Origin of the sequence: Halomonas elongata (assembly GCF_029081005.1) — a bacterium.
GTDB lineage: Bacteria > Pseudomonadota > Gammaproteobacteria > Pseudomonadales > Halomonadaceae > Halomonas > Halomonas elongata_B.
Genome location: NZ_JAJQTQ010000013.1, coordinates 1 through 20,830, shown reverse-complemented (window position 1 = coordinate 20,830; position 20,830 = coordinate 1). Strand labels below are relative to the sequence as shown.

Here is a 20,830-nt window from a genome sequence, read left to right as displayed (position 1 = left end):
CCGGGGGCAGGCCTGCCCCCGGCGCCCCTCGCTATGTGCTATTGAGATAACCTCGGGTCTTCGGGCTTCGATAAGCAGTCGAGAACGGCATGATGGCTATCCCCTCACACCTCGCTCCTCATCCCTCGCGCTTAGGCGCCCCAGACATCCTTCAGCACGCGAACCCAGTTCTCGCCCATGATCTTGCGCACCTGGTGTTCGCTGAAGCCACGCCGCAGCAGGGCCTCGGTGAGGTTGCCGAACTCACCGATGGTACGAATGCCCTCGGGGTTGATGATCTTGCCGAAGCGGGTCAAGCGACGGGCATAGCCCTTGTCATGGGTCAGCCACTCGAAGAAGTCATGGTCCTGGCCCTGGGTGAAATCGGTGCCGATACCGATGGCATCCTCGCCGACGATATTCATCACGTATTCGATGGCCTCGACATAGTCGTCGACGGTGGCATCGATACCGGCACGCAGGAAGGGCGTGAACATGGTGACGCCGACGAAGCCGCCATTGTCGGCGATGAACTTAAGCTCTTCGTCGGACTTGTTGCGCGGATGGTCCTTGAGCCCTGAAGGCAGGCAATGGGAATAGCAGACCGGCTTCTCGGAAGCCTCGATGACTTCGGTGGAGGTCTTCTCGCCGACATGGGAGAGATCGCACATGATGCCCACGCGGTTCATCTCGGCGACGATTTCGCGGCCGAACCCCGACAGGCCACCGTCACGCTCGTAACAGCCGGTCCCCACCAGGTTCTGAGTGTTGTAGCACATCTGCACGATACCGACGCCGAGGCGCTTGAAGATCTCGACGTAGCCGATCTGGTCCTCGAAGGCATGGGCATTCTGAAAGCCATAGATGATGCCGGTCTTGCCTTCTTCCTTGGCCCGGGTGATATCCGCCGTGGTATGCACGGGACGCACCAGGTCACTGGACTCGGCCAGCAGGGCGTTGGTCGCGACGATGTTGTCGACGGTGGCCTGGAACCCCTCCCAGACGGAGACGGTGCAATTGGCGGCCGTCAGTCCGCCCTTGCGCATGTCCTCGAAGAGTTCGCGATTCCACTTGGCGATGATCAGACCATCGATGACGATGGCGTCCTGGTGCAGCTCGGCGGGGGTCATGGCGGGGCTCCGGTTGATGCATGATCACGCCGGCAGCATATCCCTCGCCCCCCCAGGCCCGGCGCCTGGGAGCGACCGTAAAAATCCCAAAAACGTCACGAGCGTCGTGATCGCGACAGCTCGGCCACGGAAACTTAAAGACGCTCCAGATAAGCATGGCCCAGATTGCGCATCTGGCCACGGATCCAGTCACTGCGTTGAAGCACGTAGGAACTCGGGCGGGAAGCGCTCCAGCCACGGGGATTGGGAAGGATCGCCGCCAGGCGGCTGGCCTGGGCGGACGTCAGCTCGACCGCGGAGACGCCGAAATAGTGCTGCGCCGCCGCCTCCAGGCCAAAGACACCGCTGTCCCATTCGGCGATATTGAGATAGACCTCGAGAATGCGCTCCTTGGGCCAGAGCAGCTCGAGAAGCAAGGTGAACCAGGCCTCGAGTCCCTTGCGAACCCAGTTGCGGCCGGTCCAGAGGAAGAGGTTCTTGGCGGTCTGCTGGCTGAGGGTACTGGCGCCCCGCAGGTCATCGCCGTTCAGGCTCGCCATCACGGCACGGCGCAATTCGACGAAGTCGAAGCCATGATGCGCCGGAAACCGCTGATCCTCGGCGGCGATCACCGCCAGCTTGGCGTTGTCGGAAAGCTGCGACCAGGGGCGCCACTGCTGCCGAATGTCGAGGGTGTCACCGGCGAGCCAGGCTTCCACCTTGCGCTCGACCATCACCATGGAGCCGGCAACCGGCACCACCCGGAACATCAGGACCAGCAGGACGGACAGCCCCACCCACCCCAGCAGCGCGAGCCCCAGGACCCGAGCCGCCCGTCGCAGCCACTCCCGCATCAAGCCTCTCTCAGGAAACGCTGAATAAATTGCCGAGCGTCGTGAAGCGCAAGGCGCCCGGAACACAGAAAGCGAGGCATAACATCACGTTAGGTGAGCTTTCGAGTACCGCGCAACGCAGCGATTTGCACGCGCAGGCATTTAAACAGTGTTTCCTCTCATGTTCTCAATCTCACGCTGGCATAGGTAGGCTCGCCCCGTGCCTGATCCAGGGCCGTCATGGCGGAGGAAACCGGTTCACCGGGCAGCGCTTCGAACGCGGCCGCCGTCTGCAGCATCGACGCCGCCTCCTCGCCCAGTCGCACCGGGGGGACCAGTTCCACGGCGCTGCTGCTCAGCCGCTCATCACGCGGCGGAATGCCGAAGTATTCGCGATAACACTTGGAAAAGTGCGGCGTGGACACGAAACCACAGGCCGATGCGACCTCGATGATCGACATCGGGGTCTGCTTGAGCAGTTGGCGAGCCCGTGTCAGGCGCAGTTTAAGGTAGTAGCGCGATGGGGAGCAATGCAGGTTCTTCTGGAACAGGCGCTCCAGTTGGCGCCGCGAGACATTCACGTAATCGGCCAGCTCATCGAGGCTGATCGGTTCCTCCAGGTTGGCTTCCATCAACGCGACGATCTCCAGCAGCCTCGGCTGGGTGGTGCCCAGCACATGCTTGAGCGGCACGCGTTGCTGATCCTGCTCACCCCGCACGCGATCATAGATGAACATCTCGGAGATGCCCGCCGACAGTTCCCGACCATGGTCCCGCCCGATCAACGTCAGCATCATGTCCAGTGGTGCGGTGCCACCGGAAGACGTGGCCCGATCGCGATCGATGGAAAACAACCGTGTGGTCAACGCCACCTTGGGAAAGGCCTCCTGCATGGCGGCCAGGCACTCCCAGTGGACGCTGGCCTCGAAACCGTCCAGCAACCCCGCCCTGGCCAGTGCCCAGCTGCCCGTGCACACCGATCCCAGTCGACGCGACCGACGCGCCTGGGCCTGCAGCCAGCCGACATGTTCGCGCTGGACGCTACGATGCGGGGCCACGCCGCCGCAGACGATCACTGTATCCAGCGCCAACGGTACCGTGGTGGAAGCATCTGGCGTGACCTGCAGGCCATCGCTGGCGCGCACCGCATTGCCATCCATGCTCAGTGTGTACCAGCGATAGAGTTCTCGGCCGGCCAACTGGTTGGCCATGCGCAACGGTTCGATGGCCGAGGCCAGCGAGATCAGGGTGAAGTTTTCCAGCAGCAGAAACCCCAGGGTCTGGGGGGCGGCCTTGGGCGGGGCCTGGGCGGTGGTTGTCATCTTGAAACTCCAGCACGGTTGTCGTGAAACTGTCTTGTTATTGTCGAAAGGCGTCTGACGCCGTTGACCGAGCCGCCTGTCGCGATCAGACAAGCTCACTTCAGAATGTAATCCTTGTGTCGTTTTCTGGCATGTCAAATTTGCCTATCGGCGCCTCCTTTCCCGCTGTCCTGCGACAATGACGTCGGTTCTGGATATGTGCATGACGTTTCCGGATACGACACGACATCGCCAACAAGCGCGCCGGCCCAGGTATGGGCCGGCGCGCGAGTCACGAGAAAAAATGTCAGTACCGAGACACCAGGCGTACAGGGGCTAGGCGTGCAGGCGCTCGGCGTGATAGCGCAGATGATCATCGATGAAGCTGGCAATGAAGAAGTAGCTGTGGTCATAGCCGGGCTGACGGCGAAGCGTCAGCGGATGATCATGCTCGGCGCATACCGCCTCCAGCCGTGCCGGACACAGTTGCTCGTCCAGGAAATCGTCGGCCTCGCCCTGATCGATGAACAGCGGCTGGCGGGAGGCACCGCGTGCCACCAGCTCACAGGCATCGTACTGGGTCCAGCGACTGACGTCCTCGCCCAGATAGGCGCTGAAGGCCTTGCGCCCCCAGGGACTCTGGGTCGGGTTGACGACCGGCGCGAACGCCGACACCGCGCGATAGTGGCCAGGACGGCGCAGGGCCATGATCAAGGCCCCATGTCCTCCCATGGAGTGTCCGCTGATCGATTCGCGGCCATTGACCGGGAAGTGCTGGCGCACCACCGACGGCAACTCCTCGGCCACATAGTCGTACATCCGGTAGTGATCCTTCCAGGGTGCCTCGGTGGCATTGACATAGAATCCCGCACCGGAACCGAAATCGTAACTGTCATGCTCGCCCGGCAAGTCCAGCCCTCGGGGGCTCGTGTCGGGGCAGACGATGGCGATCCCCAGCTCGGCGGCCAGGCGCTGGGCACCGGCCTTCTGCATGAAGTTCTCGTCGGTGCAGGTCAGGCCCGACAGCCACCACAGCAGCGGCACGCGCTCGGTCTCGGCCTGGGGCGGCAGATAGATGGCGAACACCATCTCGCAATCCAGCGCCCGCGAACGATGGCGATAGCGCTTGTGCCAGCCACCGAAACTGCGGTTGGCCGAGACCAGTTCAAGGTGTTCGGTCATGGTCATGAGCGACTCCTCAGGAGATTCGCCCGGTGCCGTGGTCGCATCGATCGATGCGACTCGAACGACACCAAGCGTGAATCAGTCATTACGGTTCGCGCGCTATCAGGCGCGTGTCGAGCCCTTCGCGCGGCATCGGGCGCGTATCCATATTAACCCGGCAAGCGTTTATGTCGGGTTAATCGCGGCACAGGGAAGTGCCGCCGCCAGCCGTCAGGCCAGCGCGAGCCCGCGCCACACCAGAAGATCCACGCATCTGCGCCAGATGTGGTGCGGGCGACAATCAAATAGATCAGGACGATCTATTTGATTGCCAGGTTAATAGTGCAGCACAGTGCGAATGCTCTCACCCCGGTGCAACAGTTCGAAGGCCTCGTTGATCTCCTCGAAGGGCATGTCGTGGGTGATGAAGTCGTCGATGTTCAGCTCGCCGTTCATGTAGCGATCCACATAACCCGGCAGCTCGGTGCGCCCCTTGACGCCACCGAAGGCGGAGCCCTTCCAGACACGACCGGTAACCAGCTGGAACGGACGGGTGGAAATCTCCTCGCCGGCGCCGGCCACACCAATGATGATCGACTCGCCCCATCCCTTGTGGCAGCATTCCAGCGCCGAGCGCATGACGTTGACGTTGCCGATGCACTCGAACGAGTAATCGACACCGCCGTCGGTCAGGTCGACGATCACTTCCTGGATGGAGGCCGAGTGATCCTTGGGATTGACGAACTCGGTGGCACCGAACTGCTCAGCGAGCTTGAACTTCTCGGGATTGACGTCGATGGCGATGATGCGGCTCGCCTTGGCCATCACCGCCCCCTGGATCACCGCCAGGCCGATGGCGCCCAGGCCGAACACCGCGACCGTCGAACCCGGCTCCACCTTGGCGGTGTTCATGACGGCACCGATGCCGGTGGTGACACCGCAGCCCAGCAGGCAGATCTTGTCCATGGGCGCCTGCTTCGATACCGAAGCCAGCGACACCTCCGGCAGTACCGTGTACTCGCTGAAGGTGGAGCAGCCCATGTAGTGGTGCAGCTTCTGACCTTCGAGGGAAAAGCGGCTGGTGCCATCCGGCATCACGCCCTTGCCCTGGGTCGCGCGCACCGAGCCACACAGGTTGGTCTTGCCGGACAGGCAGAACTTGCACTTGCCGCACTCGGCGGTATAGAGCGGAATGACGTGGTCACCAGGCTTGAGGCTGGTCACGCCCTCGCCCACTTCCTCGACGACACCGGCCCCCTCATGGCCCAGCACCGCGGGGAAATTGCCCTCCGGATCGGCACCGGACAGGGTATAGGCGTCGGTATGGCAGACGCTGGTGGCGGCCATGCGCACCAGCACCTCGCCGGACTTCGGGCCCTCGACATCGATCTCGGTCAACTGCAGGGGCTGGCCCGCTTCCAGGGCCACGGCGGCACGAGACTTCATGATCCATCCTCTCGGTGGGTGATTGGCATCCCTGAAGTCTAGGCAAGAGTGCCGGCCGGTATAAACTGCATCAAACGCATGACATTATTGTCACCTGGCAACAATGGAGCGAGAACGCCAACATGCAACGCTGGGATCGGGTCGAAGCCTTCATCGAAGTCGTGCGCCTGGGCGCCTTCAATGCCGCCGCCGAGCGACTGAGGGTCTCGAGCTCCCACGTCAGCCGGCTGGTCAGCCAACTGGAAAACCAGTTGGACACGCCCCTGCTCTACCGAACGACACGCCGCATTCGCTTGACCGAGGCCGGCCGCCTCTATTACCAGCACTGTCACCACCTGTTCGACGGCTTCCGCGAAGCCGAAGCGGCGGTCAAGGAACTCCAGACCCGTCCCAGCGGCCTGCTCGGCCTGACCTGCGCCACCACCTTCGGCGAACGCTACCTGGCGCCCCTCGTCCATGACTTCATGCGCCGCCACCCGCAGCTCGAGGTGCACATGCACTTCACCAACCGGAGAGTCGACATCATCGACGAAGGCTTCGACATCGCCATTCGCATGGGCACGCTCCAGGACTCGACGCTGATCGCCCGGCGACTATGCGAGCGACGCGAGTACGTGGTCGGCTCGCCGGACTATTTCACCCATTACGGCCAGCCTCACGCCCTTTCCGAGCTGTCACGCCATCGCTGCCTGGTGGGCACCCGTGACCATTGGCGCTTCGACGTCAACGGCATCCGCCGCGAGATACGCATCGACGGTCCCTGGCGCGGCAACTCCGGACCGGCCCTGCTCGACGCCACTCTCAAGGGACTCGGGCTTGCCCAGTTGCCCGACTACTATGTCGACGACCACCTGGCCAGGGGCGAGCTGATCAGCGTGCTCGATGCCTACCGGCACGACGACACCGCGGTGTGGGCCGTCTACCCTCGCCATCGACACCGCTCTCCCAAGGTTCGCCAGTTCCTCGACTACCTGGTCGCCGAACTCGGTCCGAGCCTGCCGGCACAGCACCGATCGAGCACATGACGAACGCCCCAGGGTAGAGCGCTCTCACTTGAAGTTCTTGCGCACGATCTTGTCGATCTCGCCGACGATGCCGCTGCGAAAGCTCAGCACGCAGATCACGAAGATCGCCCCCAGGATCACGCTGACCCAGTTGCCCAGCGGCGACTGGGCGAGCTGCGTCTGCAGGCTGACCACCAGCCCCGCGCCCATCAGCGGGCCGAAGAGGGTGCCCACCCCGCCGAGCAGGGTCATCAGGATGACCTCGCCGGACATGTGCCAGTGGGCGTCGGTGAGGGAGGCCAGTTGGAAGACCAGCGTCTTGGTGGCACCCGCCAGGCCGGCCAGACCCGCCGAGATCACGAAGGCCAGCAGCTTGTAGGCATCGACGTTGTAGCCCAGCGACACGGCCCGCGGTTCGTTCTCGCGGATCGCCTTGAGCACCTGGCCGAAGGGCGAGTGCACGGTCCGCTGGATGATGGCGAAGCCGATCACGAAGACCGCGAACACGAAGTAGTACATGGCCAGGTTGCTGGACAGGTCGACCAGGCCGAAGAGATGTCCCCGAGGCACACCGTGCAGGCCATCCTCACCGCCGGTGAAAGGGGCCTGAATGTAGAAGAAGAACATCATCTGGGCCAGGGCCAGAGTCACCATGGCGAAGTAGATACCCTGGCGACGGATCGCCAGGGCGCCGAATGCCAGCCCCAGCACCAGGCTAGCCAGCGTCCCGGCGAGGATGCCGACTTCCGGAGGCAACGCCGGATGACTCGACAGCAGATAGCCGGTGACATAGCCGCCGGTGGCCAGGAAGGCCGCGTGGCCAAACGACAGGAGGCCCGCATAGCCCAGCAGCAGGTTGAAGGCACAGGCGAACAGCGCAAAGCACAGCACCTTCATCAGGAACACCGGATAGGCGACAAAGGGTGCCGCCAGGCCGACGACCAGCAGGACCAGGTAGAGGGCGCCACGTCGCTGCCGGGCGCGCCGGCGCCGCTTCATCGAGGGGGAAGGGGTCTGGGTGGTGGCCATCATGTCATGCCTCCTTGCCGAAGAGTCCCGCGGGACGCAGCATCAGCACCAGGATCATCACCAGGAAGATCACAGTGTTGGCGGCCTCGGGGTAATACACCTTGGTCAGCCCCTCGACCAGGCCCATGCCCAGGCCGGTGAGGATGGCACCGAGGATCGAGCCCATGCCGCCGATTACCACCACGGCGAAGACCACGATCAACAGGCTCGAGCCCATGGTCGGCGAGACCGGATAGAGAGGCGCGGCCAGCACCCCGGCGAAGGCCGCCAGCGCCACCCCGAAGCCGTAGGTCAGGGTGACCAGCTGGGGCACGTTGACACCGAACGCCTGCATCAGCGCCGGGTTCTCGGTGCCGGCCCGCAGGTAGGCGCCGAGGCGGGTGCGCTCGATGATGAACCAGGTCGCGAGACACACCGCCAGCGCCGCGACCAGCACCCAGCCGCGGTAGGTGGGCAGGAACATGAAGCCCAGGTTGAGGCCCCCCTGCAGTGCCTCGGGCACCGGATAGCTGGCGCCGGATACGCCGAAGAGGTTGATCAGGGTGCCCTCGAAGATCAGCGCCAGGCCGTAGGTCAGCAGCAGGCCGTAGAGATGGTCGAGATGGGCGATGCGGCGCAGGATGGTGCGCTCGATCACCATGCCGAGCCCGCCGACCACCAGGGGCACCAGCAGCAGCGCCAGCCAGTAGTCGAGGCCCAGGTACTGAAGGCCCAGCAGGGCCGCGAAGGCGCCCAGCATGTACTGGGCGCCGTGGGCGAAGTTGATGATCTTCAGCAGGCCGAAGATCACCGCCAGCCCCAGACTCAGCAGGGCATAGAAGGCGCCGTTGATCAGGCCCAGCATCAGCTGGCCCATGAATACCGCCAGCGGCACCCCGAATATCATGGTCATAAGAAGGGCCTCCTCGCCGTCAGGGAAACACTGCGCCTCAGCTCACTGGTTGACCAGGTCGCACTGGCTCTCGTCGAGCGGGCGGTAGGCCTGATCGGCAGGGATGGTGCTCTTGATCTCGTAGAGGTCCCATTCGCCGGTGGACTCGGCCGGCGACTTCACCTCGGCCAGGTACATGTCGTGAACCATGCGGCCGTCCGCGCGAATGCGGCCATTGCGGGCGAAGAAGTCCTCCACCGGGGTCTCGGCCATCTTGGCCCGCACCACCTCCGGCTCGTCGGTGCCGGCGGCCTCCACGGCGTTCAGATAGTGCATGGTGCTGGAATAGACCCCGGCCTGGACCATGGTCGGCATGCGCCCGACGCGCTCGAAGTAGCGCTCGGCCCACTCGCGGGACGCCTCGTCCATGTCCCAGTACCAGCCGGTGGTCAGCAACAGGCCCTGTGTGGCCTCGAGGCCCATGGCATGGACATCGTTGAGGAAGATCAGCAGGCCGGCGAGCTGCTGGCCACTCTGGGTCAGGCCGAACTGGCTGGCGGTCTTGATGGCGTTGACGGTGTCGGAGCCGGCATTGGCCAGGCCGACGATCTCCGCCCCGGAGCCCTGGGCCTGGAGGATGTAGGACGAGAAATCGCTGGTCGGGAAGGGATGGCGCACCCCGCCGACCACCTCGCCGCCGTTCTCCTCCACCACCTTGGTCACGTCGCCCTCCAGGGCATGGCCGAAGGCATAGTCGGCGGTGAGCATGAACCAGCTGTCGCCGCCCTGCTCGACCACTGCCTTGGCGGTGCCGTTGGCCAGCGGGTAGGTGTCGTAGACCCAGTGGATGTGGTTCGGCGTGCAGTGCTCGTTGGTGATACTGGAAGCGGCGGAGCCGGAGATGATGGCCAGGCCGTTCGCCTCCTCGAGCACCTTGGTCACGGCGATGGATACCGAGGAGGCCACCATGCCGCCCACCAGGTCGACATTTTCCTGGTCGATCCAGCCGCGCACGGTGTTGGCGCCCACGTCGGCGCTGTTGCGGTCGTCGGCGCTGAATATCTCGATGGGCACCCCGCCCACCTCGCCGCCGAAGTCCTCGATGGCCATGTTCAGGGCCTCGAGACCACCGGGGCCGGCCAGGTCGCGATAGGTGCCGGACATGTCGGCCAGGTAGCCGATCCGTACGGCATCGTCGCTCATCTGGGCCTGGGCGGTGCCGGTGGCCAGGGCGGTGGTGGCGACAGCAATGACGCCGGCGAGAGTGCGCTTATTGAAGGTCATCGTGCTCTCCATGCCCCCGAGGGGCGGTTTGTTGTTGTCGAGAGATGGTGGAGTGGCCGGGGCGGCGGCGTTGCCGTCAGACCCCCAGCAGGGAATTCAGATGCTCACGCCGAGACGGCAGCTCGGCCGCCGAGATCTCCTCGACGATGCGGCCGTGCTCCATGACGAAGTGGCGATCGGCGAGCGGCGCGGCGAAGCGGAAGTTCTGCTCCACCAGCACAATGGTCATGCCACGCGCCTTGAGCTTGACGAGCACCTCGCCCAGCGCCTGATTGATGACCGGCGCCAGGCCCTCGGTGATCTCGTCGAGCAGCAGCAAGCGGGCCCCGGTGCGCAGGATGCGCGCCATGGCCAGCATCTGCTGCTCGCCACCGGAGAGCCGTGTGCCCTGGCTGCGGCGCCGCTCCTGGAGGTTGGGGAACATCGCGTAGATCTCGTCGAGATCCATCCCCCCGGAGCGCACCGTGGGCGGCAGCAACAGGTTTTCCTCGACGTCGAGGCTCGCGAAGATGCCGCGCTCCTCCGGGCAGTAGCCCACGCCCAGCCGCGGAATGCGATGCGGCCGCATGGCCAACGTCTCGTTGCCGTTGATGACGATGGAGCCGGTGCGATGACCGACCATGTTCATGATCGCCTTGAGGGTGGTGCTGCGCCCGGCACCGTTGCGCCCCAGCAGGGTCACCAGCTCGCCGCGCCGCACGTCGAAATCGACACCATGAAGAATGTGCGACTCGCCATAGAAGGCATGCAGGTCACGGACGCGCAGCATCTCGGCACCATCGAGGTCTCGGTACTCCAGTGCGGCCTCCGTCATGCCTCGGCCTCCTCTGATGTCGTCTCGCTGCCCATATAAGCCTCGCGCACCCGCGGGTCGGCGGAGACGCTGGCATAGTCGCCCTCGGCCAGTACCGCGCCACGCGCCAGCACGGTGATGCGATCGCACAGCCGGCTGACCACGCTGAGGTTGTGCTCCACCATCAGCACGGTGCGCCCGGCCGAGACCCGACGGATCAACGCGACGATGCGATCGACGTCCTCGGCGCCCATGCCCTGGGTCGGCTCGTCGAGCAGCATCACCGTGGGCTCCAGAGCCAGGGTGGTGGCCACTTCCAGGGCGCGCTTGCGCCCGTAGGGCATCTCCACGGTGAGCACGTCGGCATAGTCCTGGAGATCGACTTCCTCGAGCAGCGCCAGGGCCCGCTCGTTGAGGGGCTCCAGACTCTTCTCGGATTTCCAGAAATGGAAGGAGGTGCCGAGCTTGCGCTGCAGGGCCACCCGCACGTTCTCCAGCGCCGTCATGTGGGCGAACACCGCCGAGATCTGGAAGGAACGCACCAAACCGAGCCGAGCGATCTCGTTGGCCCGCATGCCGGTGATCGGCTTGCCACGATAGAGAATCTCGCCACGCGTGGGCGGCAAAAACTTGGTGAGCAGGTTGAAGACGGTGGTCTTGCCGGCCCCGTTCGGGCCGATCAAGGCATGGATCTGACCTTCCTGAATCTGCAGGTCGACGTCGTCCACGGCGGTGAAACCGCGAAACTCCTTGGTCAACCCGCGAGTCTCGAGCACGAACTCCTGGGTCATGTGAGGTCCTCTCGAGGCCGCCGGGGCGGCCCGTCATTAGGTTACTGTTGTCATTGTTGTAAACCGAGACCATGACGTGGTCGCCGGCATCGAGGCCCGAGTCTCGAAGACTCTTTAACCTTTACGTCAACGTAAGCTAGAGGACGAAACGAGGGCCGGCAACCATCGAAACGTTAAACTCGACCAATGGCGTAGATGCCGCTATTTCAATAGGTTGCAAACAAAAAAGGCGCGCCACCGAAGCGACGCGCCAGACAGGGCGGCCCTTGCCGCCCGACAGAGAGATCGTTCAGCACTCGATGGCGTTGACGGCCAGACCGCCCTTGGAGGTTTCCTTGTACTTCTCCTGCATGTCGGCGCCGGTATCGCGCATGGTGCGAATGGCCTTGTCCAGGGAAATGAAGTGCTCGCCATCGCCGCGCAGGGCCATCTGGGTGGCATTGATTGCCTTGACCGAGGCGATGGCGTTGCGTTCGATGCAGGGCACCTGCACCAGGCCACCCACCGGGTCGCAGGTCAGGCCCAGATTGTGCTCGAGACCGATCTCGGCGGCGTTCTCGATCTGGCCGACACTGCCTCCCATCACTTCGGTGAGTCCGGCAGCGGCCATGGCGCAGGCGGAGCCCACCTCACCCTGGCACCCCACCTCGGCACCGGAAATGGACGCATTCTTCTTGCACAGGATGCCTACCGCACCGGCGGTCAGCAGGAAATCCACCACGTTGCGCTCGCAGGCGTCCTGCTGGAATTTCATGTAATAGTGCAACACCGCCGGAATGATGCCCGCCGCACCGTTGGTGGGCGCGGTGACCATGCGTCCGCCGGCGGCATTTTCCTCGTTCACCGCCAGGGCGAAGACATTGACCCAGTCCATGGCGGAAAACGTCGTGGTGATCAGGCTGGCGTCGTCCTCCATCGCCAGCAGCCGTCGATGCAGGGCAGACGCGCGGCGCTTGACCTCGAGACCGCCGGGCAGGATGCCCTCGTGCGCGAACCCCTGGTTGACACAGTCCTGCATGGCTTCCCAGATTCGCCAGAGACCGGCACGGATCTCGGGCTCATCCCGCCAGGCCTTCTCGTTCTCCATCATCAGCTCGCTGATGCGCAGGTCATGCAAGCGGCACAGCGCCAGCAGTTCGGCGGCACTATTGAACTCATAAGGCAAGGCCGTGGTATCGGCATCCAGCTCATCCCGATCGACCTGCCCCTGATCGACCACGAATCCGCCTCCCACCGAGTAGAAGACATTGCGATACAGCTCATCGGCATGGCCATGAGCTACCAGTGTCATGGCGTTGGGATGATAGGGCAGGCTCTCGTCGTGCCATTGCAGATCGCGGGCCCAGACGAAGGGGATCGCCAGGTGCCCATCAAGCAGCAGGGTCTGGGATTCCAGCAGCTCCTCGATACAGGGCGAGACGATCGCCGGATCGATGTGGTCGGGACGCTCGCCCATCAGTCCCATGATGGTCGCTCGATCGGTGCCATGCCCCTTGCCGGTGGCAGAGAGCGAGCCGTGTAGATGAATCTCGATCCGCGCCACCCGTTCGAGCAGGTCGCGACCACGCAACGCCTGGACGAAATCATGAGCCGCCTGCATCGGGCCCACCGTATGGGAGCTCGACGGGCCGATACCGATCTTGAACAAGTCGAAGACGCTGATTGCCATGGTGGTGCCTCATTGCGCGACCGAGTGGACGCGGTGGTCAGGGTCTGGAGGAAGGCGCTTATCGAACGCCTTTCGCTGGCGCTTTCTGTCAGTCAGGCTAAAGCCAACTGGCATTCACTTCATTTGACCCTTATGTTGGGGCCAGGTTTTCCCCGGGGCAATCGAGAATATCTCGCTTCCAGTATAGTATGACTAAACCATGAGCCGTCTTCTCAACTCTCAGACCCACGCCTGGCTGAAGGTCTTCGCCGTCAGCGCACGCCACCTCTCCTTCACACGGGCGGCGGAAGAGCTGCACGTCACCACCGGAGCGGTCAGTCAGCAGATCAAGCAGCTGGAGGAACGTCTGGGCTTCAAGCTGTTCCGCCGCCTGCCTCGTCGCCTCGCCCTGACCGAGGAAGGCCGACGGCTGGCGACGGTGGTCGATGATGCCTATCAGGCCGTGGGCCTCGAAGTGAAACGACTGCGCAGCGGGGTGATGAGCGGCATCATCCGGCTGCGCAGCGTTCCCTCCTTTCTCAACAAGTGGCTAATGCCCCGCCTGCCTCGGCTACAGGCGCGCTTCCCCGACATCGAGTTGCACGTCACCGCCGAAGACAGCAGCACCTCGCTGCGGGAAGGCGATTTCGATCTCGCTCTGGATCTCAATGATGGCCAGACACCGGGCCTTGCCATCACCCCCCTGATCGAGGAGACCATCTTTCCGGTCTGCTCTCCCTCGCTACTGCGTGGACGTCCGCCCTTGCGTCGCCCCGACGACCTGGCCTGGTATCCGCTGCTGCACGACGTCACCGCCTGGCGAGGAAGCCGTGACTATGGCGAATGGGAACACTATCTTGCCGCTATCGAGGCACCTTCGGTGAACGTTCATCGTGGCTATACCTTCAATCGCAACCATCTGACCATGGAGGCCGCCATCGCCGGCATGGGTGTGGCCATCGCCCGCCAGACCCTGATCACCAGCGAGCTGGATACCGGCGCCCTGATTGCGCCCCTCGAGCGTCGCGTCGCCACCGGCATGCACTACGGTATCGTCTACGCCGCCGGCGCCCTGGACGACCGACGCGTGAAAGCCGTTCACGACTGGATCGTGGAAGAAGCGGGAAGGCAGCATTCCCCCCGGTAGAGACCGGGCGACGACAGGGCAAGATGCGTATAATGGCGCCTTTCGATACACCCTGCCGCGAGAAGACGGATGCCCAAGACCTCTCCCGACCGGATCAGCTTTCGTGCCACCTGCCTGAGGGCACTGGCTTACCTCCTGATCATCGCCGCCCTGATGGAGGGCGTGATGCAGGAAGCTCATCGACTCGTCAACGTGCAGTTCTCGGAATCGGGCTTCACGGAAATCACCCAATCCGTCCTGCTGCTGCTGGCAACAGGGCTGGCACTTTCCTTGCGCCTCGTACAACGCCAACTGCCCAATGTTGCCCTGCTGCTGGTCGGTCTGCTCGGTGCGTCACTGATCCGGGAACAGGATGCCTGGCTCGACACCCATGTCTTCGATGGTGCCTGGCAGACGCTGGTCACCCTGTTGGTACTGCCCATCCTGTTCGTGGTGATTCGCCAGCGCCGCGCCTTCGTGACCGAGCTCGAGTCGATCACCGGCACCTTCTCCTTCGGGCTCTTCGCGGCCGGTTTCCTGACCACCTATGCCTTCTCTCGCCTCTATGGACGCAGTGCACTGTGGCAGCAGATCCTCGGCGACCACTACCTGCGCGCCTTCAAGGACGCGGCAGAGGAAATCACCGAGCTGTTCGGCTACACCCTGTTGCTGTTCGCCATGCTGGAGCTGGTCCTGCTGATCCGCCGTCGACTCGCCGCCGGCCCCGACCGCTGACGCCCATCCGGGCAGAATCCAGGAGCCGGAACGACGACGCCCGCGGGAAGAACCCGCGGGCGTCGTGCATCGAGCCAAAGATTGCCGACCGCGACTATTCGTCGAGGAAGGAACGCAGCGGCTCGGAACGCGATGGATGACGCAGCTTGCGCAGCGCCTTGGCCTCGATCTGGCGAATCCGCTCGCGGGTCACGTCGAACTGCTTGCCGACCTCTTCGAGAGTATGGTCGGTGTTCATGTCGATACCGAAACGCATGCGCAGCACCTTGGCCTCACGTGCCGTCAGACCACCGAGCACATTGCGGGTGGCCTCGATCAACCCCTCGCCGGTAGCCGAATCGATGGGCAGCATCATGGTGCCGTCTTCGATGAAATCGCCCAGGTGCGAATCATCGTCGTCACCGATCGGCGTCTCCATGGAGATCGGCTCCTTGGCGATCTTGAGCACCTTGCGCACCTTGTCCTCGGGCATCTCGAGGCGCTCGCCAAGTTCCTCGGGCGTCGGCTCGCGACCCATCTCCTGCAGCATCTGACGCGAAACGCGATTGAGCTTGTTGATGGTCTCGATCATGTGCACCGGGATACGGATGGTCCGCGCCTGGTCGGCGATCGAGCGAGTGATCGCCTGGCGAATCCACCAGGTGGCGTAGGTCGAGAACTTGTAGCCGCGACGATATTCGAACTTGTCCACGGCCTTCATCAGGCCGATGTTGCCTTCCTGGATCAGGTCCAGGAACTGCAGGCCACGGTTGGTGTACTTCTTGGCGATGGAGATCACCAGGCGAAGGTTGGCCTCGACCATTTCCTTCTTGGCCCGGCGCGCCTTGGCCTCGCCAATGGAGAGCCTGCGGTTGACTTCCTTGAGATCGGTCACCAGCAGCGTCACCATCTCTTCCTCGAAGGCAATCTTGCGCTGGGCGCGCTGAATATCGCCCTTCCACGGCGCGAGACGGTCGGCGTGCCTGGCGTTCTCGGCCATGAAATCATCCAGCCAGTCCTGACGGGATTCATTGCCCGGGAAGGACTTGATGAAGGTCTTGCGCGGCACCTTCGCCTTCTTGACGCACAGCTGCATGATCGCCTTTTCCTGGGCACGCACCTGCTCGACGCTGATGCGCACCTGGCCGACCAGGCGCTCGAAATGCTTGGGCACCAGCTTGATCGGCGAGAACAGCTCGGCGAGCCGCGCCAGTTCGCTCTGAGCCTGCTTGGCATCGCGACCATGCGCCTCGATAGCGCGGCGCGCTGCCTCGTTCTGTTCACGGATCTGCTCGAAGCGAGCCTTCGCCTCCTCGGGATCCGGGCCGCCGCCGGATTCTTCTTCCTCGGCGTCGTCATCCTCGTCGGACGCCTCGCCGCCCGCGGCACTCCGCTCGGGCTCGGGCTCCGGCACGTCCGCCTCGGCCACGCCGGGGATGCCCTCGTCGGGGTCGATGAAGCCCGAGAACAGGTCGGAAAGGCGCCCCGGGGCCTCTTCATCCTGAGTGGCATCATAGGCGTCGAGGATGGAATCCACGGCGCCGGGCAGGTAGGCCAGCGCCGACATCACCTCGCGGGTACCTTCCTCGATGCGCTTGGCGATCTCGATCTCGCCTTCGCGGGTCAACAGCTCCACGGTCCCCATTTCGCGCATGTACATGCGCACCGGATCGGTGGTTCGACCCACATCGCTTTCCACCGCCGCCAGCGCCGCCACGGCCTCCTCGGCCGCCGACTCGTCGGTGGATTGATCGGCCATCATCAGGGTGTCTTCGTCGGGGGCTTCCTCGACGACATTGATACCCATGTCGTTGATCATGCCGATGATGTCTTCCACCTGATCCGGGTCGGCGATATCCTCGGGTAGATGGTCGTTGACCTCGGCATAGGTCAGGAAGCCCTGTTCCTTGCCGCGCGCGATCAACTCCTTCAGACGTGACTGCTGCTGCGCATTTCCAGCCATAGAAACCCTATCTCGACGAAGAAGAATGAAGCACCTGAAGCACTGAGGCGGAGAAAAACTCGATAAGCCGAACAGTATAGCGGTTTAGCGTACTGTTTTGCTAGTTCGGTGTATTTGCGCGGTCATTCAGGTGTGTTAGTTTGTCCGGTTGCGTCCCGTTTGGTCACGCTCTTAATGTGGTGATGGTAGGAGAGAAATCAACCCTCGCGCCACTTTTCCCGGCGGTGTCAGGGCCTGCCCGGACAGCAGTACGGCTCTCATCCCTTCAGCTCCATCAGCAATTCGTTCAGCCGCTGCCGTTCTTCCTGTGACAACCGCTCGCCGGTGCGACTCCGAGCCAGCAGGGCGTCGTACTCTTCCTGAGGGGAGCGCTGCCGACGATGGCGCTGGAAGTACGCCACCCAGTTATCCAGCTCGACACCACGCAGCCGCTTCGGCACCAGGGGCTCACGGCGTGCCAGCGCCGCCAGACGCTCGCCTTCCGGCGTTCCGTGAAAATGCGCCAGCAGCACCTGGGCACTGCGATAGCGTCCGGCCTTGAGCAGGCGCACCACCTCACGACACAGCCGGGCGTCTGCCTCCTCATGGGCACACCAGTCGTCGCTCTCCGGCAGGCGATCGACCAATCCCGGCTCATGCACCAGCAACTGCAGGGCACGCGCCATCAATCCGAGGGTCCCATCGGCTGTCGGCGCCTCGCCCACCACCGGTGCCGCCTCGGCCATCGGAGGCGGAACGGCCTCATCGGCCGGCGGACGACCGCCGAGTTCCGAGTTGGCGTGGCGCATCATCAAGGATTCGAAGCTTGACTGGTCGACGCCTGTACGCCGCGAGAGTTCCGTCAACAGCAAGGACTTCAGCATTCCCTCGGGCAAGAGTTCGATCGCCTCCAGCACCTGACTGGCATACCGCTCACGCTCTTCAATGCGCGCCAGGTCACGCCCCTGTGCCGCCAGTTCGAACAGGAACTCCGACAGGGGGCTCGCACAGGTCACACGATCCTCGAAGGCATCGGCCCCCTCTCGACGCACCAGGGTGTCCGGATCCTCCCCCTCGGGCAGGAACAGGAAGCGTGCCTGACGGCCGTCGATCATCATTGGCAGCGCCGTGCGCAAGGCCCGATCCGCTGCCTGACGGCCGGCACGGTCGCCGTCGAAGCAGAACACCACTTCATCGACCACGCGAAACAGCCGCGACAGATGATCCTCGGTGGTCGCCGTCCCCAGCGTGGCCACCGCATTGCGAATGCCGAACTGGGCCAGGGCCACCACATCCATGTAACCCTCGACGATCATCAGTCGATCCAGTCGAGCATTGGCCTGACGCGCCTCATAGAGCCCGTAGAGCTCGCGTCCCTTGTGAAATACCGGTGTCTCCGGCGAGTTGAGGTACTTGGGCTTGGCATCGCCCAGCACCCGACCTCCGAAGGCCACGGTACGACCGCGGATGTCGCGAATCGGGAACATCACCCGGTCGCGGAAACGATCATAGGTCCGCCCGCTGTCTTCCCGATGCACCAGGAGACCGTACTCGATCTGAACGGCCTCGCTGATGCCTCGCTCGCCGAGATGACGGCGCATCGCCTCCCACTCCGCGGGCGCGAAACCGATGCCGAAATCGCGCACCACCTCAGGCGAGAGCCCCCGCTTGTCGAGGTAAGCACGAGCCGCCTCTCCTTCCGGCATTTTCAGGCGCTCGCGAAAGAAGCTCGCCGCCAGCTCCAGCAGGTTGACACCTTCCTTGCGCTTGCGCTCACGGGCCTGCTGGCGAGGGTCGTCATCCCCCTCTCGAGGCACGTCGAGTCCCAGCCGCGCGGCCAATTGCTCCACTGCCTCGGGGAAGCGCAGGCGGTCATACTCCATCAAGAAGCCCAGAGCGTTACCGTGGGCACCGCAACCGAAGCAGTGATAGAACTGCTTGTCGGCGCTGACGGTGAACGACGGGGACTTTTCCTGATGGAAGGGGCACAGCCCCGAGTGATTGCGCCCCGTCTTCTTGAGCTTGACCCGCTCCCCCACGATGTCGACCACATCGGTACGAGCCAGCAGGTCATCGATGAAACGTTGGGGAATCTGTCCAGCCATTCAGGCTATCCCGAGAGCGGAGAAAACGAGAGCGAGAAGAACGACGCAAAAACAAGCGGCCACCGATTGGCGGCCGCTTGGCGTCCTCCCGAGACGACCCGAGAAGGGCCGCCCCAAGTACGGATCAATAGAGCCGTTCGAAACGCTTGCGCTCACGCTGGAGCTTCTTGGCGTGACGCTTGACGGCAGCTGCCGCCTTGCGCTTGCGCTCCGCAGTCGGCTTCTCGTACTGCTCGCGACGGCGAACTTCGGAGAGCACACCGGCTTTTTCACAGGAACGCTTGAAGCGACGCAGCGCGACGTCAAACGGCTCGTTATCGCGTACTTTGACAGAAGGCATTAAGCACTCACCTACCTTGAAAACTTGAGTTCGGTTCGAACGCACGCCTTGGGGCATTCATCACGCTTCGCTCGGACGAGCCGCAGCGCGGCGAAAACGAAAAAAAGCGAGCCCCGGGCGCACGACCCAGTCTTGCAGCGCACAGTATTCTAGTCGTCGTGGTGCTGCCATGCAAACCGTTTCGCCGATTGGCCCCTGCCGCCCCACGCCCAAAACGCGTAGAATACTGTCATTTCCGATCCACCGAGCCATGACCATGCGCGTACTGGGCATCGAGACCTCCTGCGACGAAACCGGCGTCGCCCTCTTCGACACCGAGCGAGGCCTTGCGGCCGACGCCCTGCATAGCCAGATTGCCATGCACGCCGAATACGGTGGCGTGGTACCCGAACTGGCCTCCCGCGACCATACCCGTCGTCTGCTGCCACTGATTCAGCGGGTGCTCGACGACGCCGGCGCGAGCCGCCAGGACCTCGACGCCATCGCCTACACCGCCGGACCAGGCCTGGTCGGCGCGCTGATGGTCGGTGCCAGCACCGCCCATGGCATGGCCCGGGCGCTCGGCATCCCGGTGCTCGGCGTACATCATATGGAAGGCCACCTGCTGGCCCCGATGCTGGAGGACAATCCCCCCGACTTCCCCTTCGTGGCCCTGCTGGTCTCCGGCGGACACACCCAACTGGTGGAAGTCGCGGGAATCGGACGCTATCGCCTGCTCGGCGAGTCGGTGGACGACGCCGCCGGCGAGGCCTTCGACAAGGCGGCCAAGATGCTCGACCTGGACTACCCCGGTGGTCCGGCGGTGGCCCGGCTCGCCGAAATGGGCGACCCGGGCCGACTGCGATTCCCGCGTCCCATGACCGATCGTCCGGGCCTGGATTTCAGCTTTTCCGGTCTCAAGACCCACACCCTGACCGCCATCCGTCAGCTCGAGACCGAAGGCGCCCTCGACGACCAGGCCCGCGCCGATGTGGCACGCGCCTTCGAGGACGCAGTGGTCGATACCCTGGCGATCAAGTGCCGGCGCGCCCTCGACGCCACCGGCCTGAAGCGACTGGTAGTCGCCGGCGGCGTCAGCGCCAACCATCGCCTCCGCGAGCGCCTCGAACGCGAAGCCACCAAGCGCGAGGCCAGGGTCTACTATCCTCGCGGCCGATTCTGCACCGACAACGGTGCCATGATCGCCTACGCGGGCGCGCAACGCCTGCACGCCGGCGAACACGACGAACCCGGGCAGATGCAGGCCGTCCCCCGCTGGCCGCTGGAAACCCTCGGTAAGCCGTAAGCCGTAAGCCGTAAGCCGTAAGCCGTAAGCCGTAAGCCGTAAGCCGTAAGCCGTAAGCCGTAAGCC

Annotated in this window: 18 protein-coding genes; 4 read left to right on the top strand and 14 right to left on the bottom strand. The window is 63.9% G+C overall.

What is annotated here, in order from left to right:
- Positions 1–131: 131 nt before the first annotated feature.
- The 5 genes from LU493_RS11010 to LU493_RS10990 all read right to left on the bottom strand — a co-directional run bounded on the left by LU493_RS11010 (position 132) and on the right by LU493_RS10990 (position 5,832).
- On the bottom strand, positions 132–1,109 hold the full coding sequence (locus LU493_RS11010; RefSeq protein WP_275287846.1) for a dipeptidase: 978 nt from the start codon (positions 1,107–1,109) through the stop codon (positions 132–134).
- Between the two features lie 134 nt (positions 1,110–1,243).
- Complete coding sequence (gene mtgA / locus LU493_RS11005; RefSeq protein WP_275287845.1) at positions 1,244–1,942, bottom strand: monofunctional biosynthetic peptidoglycan transglycosylase; 699 nt, start codon at positions 1,940–1,942, stop codon at positions 1,244–1,246.
- Between the two features lie 158 nt (positions 1,943–2,100).
- Positions 2,101–3,243: a GlxA family transcriptional regulator gene (locus tag LU493_RS11000; protein WP_275287844.1), complete on the bottom strand. Its 1,143-nt coding sequence runs from the start codon at positions 3,241–3,243 to the stop codon at positions 2,101–2,103.
- A gap of 315 nt (positions 3,244–3,558) precedes the next feature.
- Positions 3,559–4,410 carry an S-formylglutathione hydrolase gene (fghA, locus tag LU493_RS10995; RefSeq protein WP_275287843.1) on the bottom strand — a complete coding sequence of 284 codons (852 nt, stop codon included), beginning with the start codon at positions 4,408–4,410 and terminating at the stop codon, positions 3,559–3,561.
- Positions 4,411–4,722: 312 nt separating this feature from the next.
- Positions 4,723–5,832, bottom strand: a complete 1,110-nt coding sequence (locus LU493_RS10990) for an S-(hydroxymethyl)glutathione dehydrogenase/class III alcohol dehydrogenase (RefSeq protein ID WP_275287842.1) — start codon at positions 5,830–5,832, stop codon at positions 4,723–4,725.
- Positions 5,833–5,954: 122 nt separating this feature from the next.
- On the opposite strand from LU493_RS10990, the gene LU493_RS10985 reads away from it, so the two are divergent.
- A complete protein-coding gene (locus LU493_RS10985) occupies positions 5,955–6,857 on the top strand; it encodes a LysR family transcriptional regulator (protein ID WP_275287841.1) in 903 nt (300 codons plus the stop codon).
- Positions 6,858–6,881: 24 nt separating this feature from the next.
- On the opposite strand, the gene LU493_RS10980 is transcribed toward LU493_RS10985, so the two are convergent.
- From LU493_RS10980 to LU493_RS10955, 6 genes are all read right to left on the bottom strand, one after another.
- Positions 6,882–7,865: a branched-chain amino acid ABC transporter permease gene (locus LU493_RS10980; protein WP_275287937.1), complete on the bottom strand. Its 984-nt coding sequence runs from the start codon at positions 7,863–7,865 to the stop codon at positions 6,882–6,884.
- Positions 7,866–7,869: 4 nt separating this feature from the next.
- Positions 7,870–8,757, bottom strand: a complete 888-nt coding sequence (locus LU493_RS10975; RefSeq protein ID WP_275287840.1) for a branched-chain amino acid ABC transporter permease — start codon at positions 8,755–8,757, stop codon at positions 7,870–7,872.
- Between the two features lie 42 nt (positions 8,758–8,799).
- Positions 8,800–10,020: an ABC transporter substrate-binding protein gene (locus tag LU493_RS10970; protein WP_275287839.1), complete on the bottom strand. Its 1,221-nt coding sequence runs from the start codon at positions 10,018–10,020 to the stop codon at positions 8,800–8,802.
- A gap of 76 nt (positions 10,021–10,096) precedes the next feature.
- Positions 10,097–10,834: an ABC transporter ATP-binding protein gene (locus LU493_RS10965; RefSeq protein ID WP_275287838.1), complete on the bottom strand. Its 738-nt coding sequence runs from the start codon at positions 10,832–10,834 to the stop codon at positions 10,097–10,099.
- The gene (locus LU493_RS10960) at positions 10,831–11,604 is read right to left on the bottom strand and encodes an ABC transporter ATP-binding protein (RefSeq protein ID WP_275287837.1); all 774 of its coding nucleotides are present in this window, start codon (positions 11,602–11,604) and stop codon (positions 10,831–10,833) included. The genes LU493_RS10965 and LU493_RS10960 overlap by 4 nt, the downstream gene beginning before the upstream one ends.
- 289 nt (positions 11,605–11,893) lie before the next feature.
- The gene (locus LU493_RS10955) at positions 11,894–13,273 is read right to left on the bottom strand and encodes an L-serine ammonia-lyase (RefSeq protein WP_275287836.1); all 1,380 of its coding nucleotides are present in this window, start codon (positions 13,271–13,273) and stop codon (positions 11,894–11,896) included.
- A 199-nt stretch (positions 13,274–13,472) separates the two neighbouring features.
- Between LU493_RS10955 and LU493_RS10950 the strand changes: the two genes are divergently transcribed.
- Together LU493_RS10950 and LU493_RS10945 are read left to right on the top strand one after the other, a co-directional pair.
- Positions 13,473–14,399 carry a LysR substrate-binding domain-containing protein gene (locus LU493_RS10950; protein WP_275287835.1) on the top strand — a complete coding sequence of 309 codons (927 nt, stop codon included), beginning with the start codon at positions 13,473–13,475 and terminating at the stop codon, positions 14,397–14,399.
- 69 nt (positions 14,400–14,468) lie between these two features.
- Positions 14,469–15,113 carry a hypothetical protein gene (locus LU493_RS10945; protein WP_275287834.1) on the top strand — a complete coding sequence of 215 codons (645 nt, stop codon included), beginning with the start codon at positions 14,469–14,471 and terminating at the stop codon, positions 15,111–15,113.
- A gap of 94 nt (positions 15,114–15,207) precedes the next feature.
- Here LU493_RS10945 and rpoD read toward each other — a convergent pair whose 3' ends face one another.
- The 3 genes from rpoD to rpsU all read right to left on the bottom strand — a co-directional run bounded on the left by rpoD (position 15,208) and on the right by rpsU (position 19,479).
- The gene (rpoD, locus tag LU493_RS10940) at positions 15,208–17,055 is read right to left on the bottom strand and encodes an RNA polymerase sigma factor RpoD (protein WP_275287833.1); all 1,848 of its coding nucleotides are present in this window, start codon (positions 17,053–17,055) and stop codon (positions 15,208–15,210) included.
- 257 nt (positions 17,056–17,312) lie between these two features.
- On the bottom strand, positions 17,313–19,139 hold the full coding sequence (gene dnaG / locus LU493_RS10935; protein WP_275287832.1) for a DNA primase: 1,827 nt from the start codon (positions 19,137–19,139) through the stop codon (positions 17,313–17,315).
- 124 nt (positions 19,140–19,263) lie between these two features.
- Positions 19,264–19,479, bottom strand: a complete 216-nt coding sequence (gene rpsU, locus LU493_RS10930; RefSeq protein ID WP_013333229.1) for a 30S ribosomal protein S21 — start codon at positions 19,477–19,479, stop codon at positions 19,264–19,266.
- A 256-nt stretch (positions 19,480–19,735) separates the two neighbouring features.
- Between rpsU and tsaD the strand changes: the two genes are divergently transcribed.
- Complete coding sequence (tsaD, locus tag LU493_RS10925) at positions 19,736–20,764, top strand: tRNA (adenosine(37)-N6)-threonylcarbamoyltransferase complex transferase subunit TsaD (RefSeq protein ID WP_275287936.1); 1,029 nt, start codon at positions 19,736–19,738, stop codon at positions 20,762–20,764.
- The last annotated feature ends 66 nt before the right edge of the window (positions 20,765–20,830 follow it).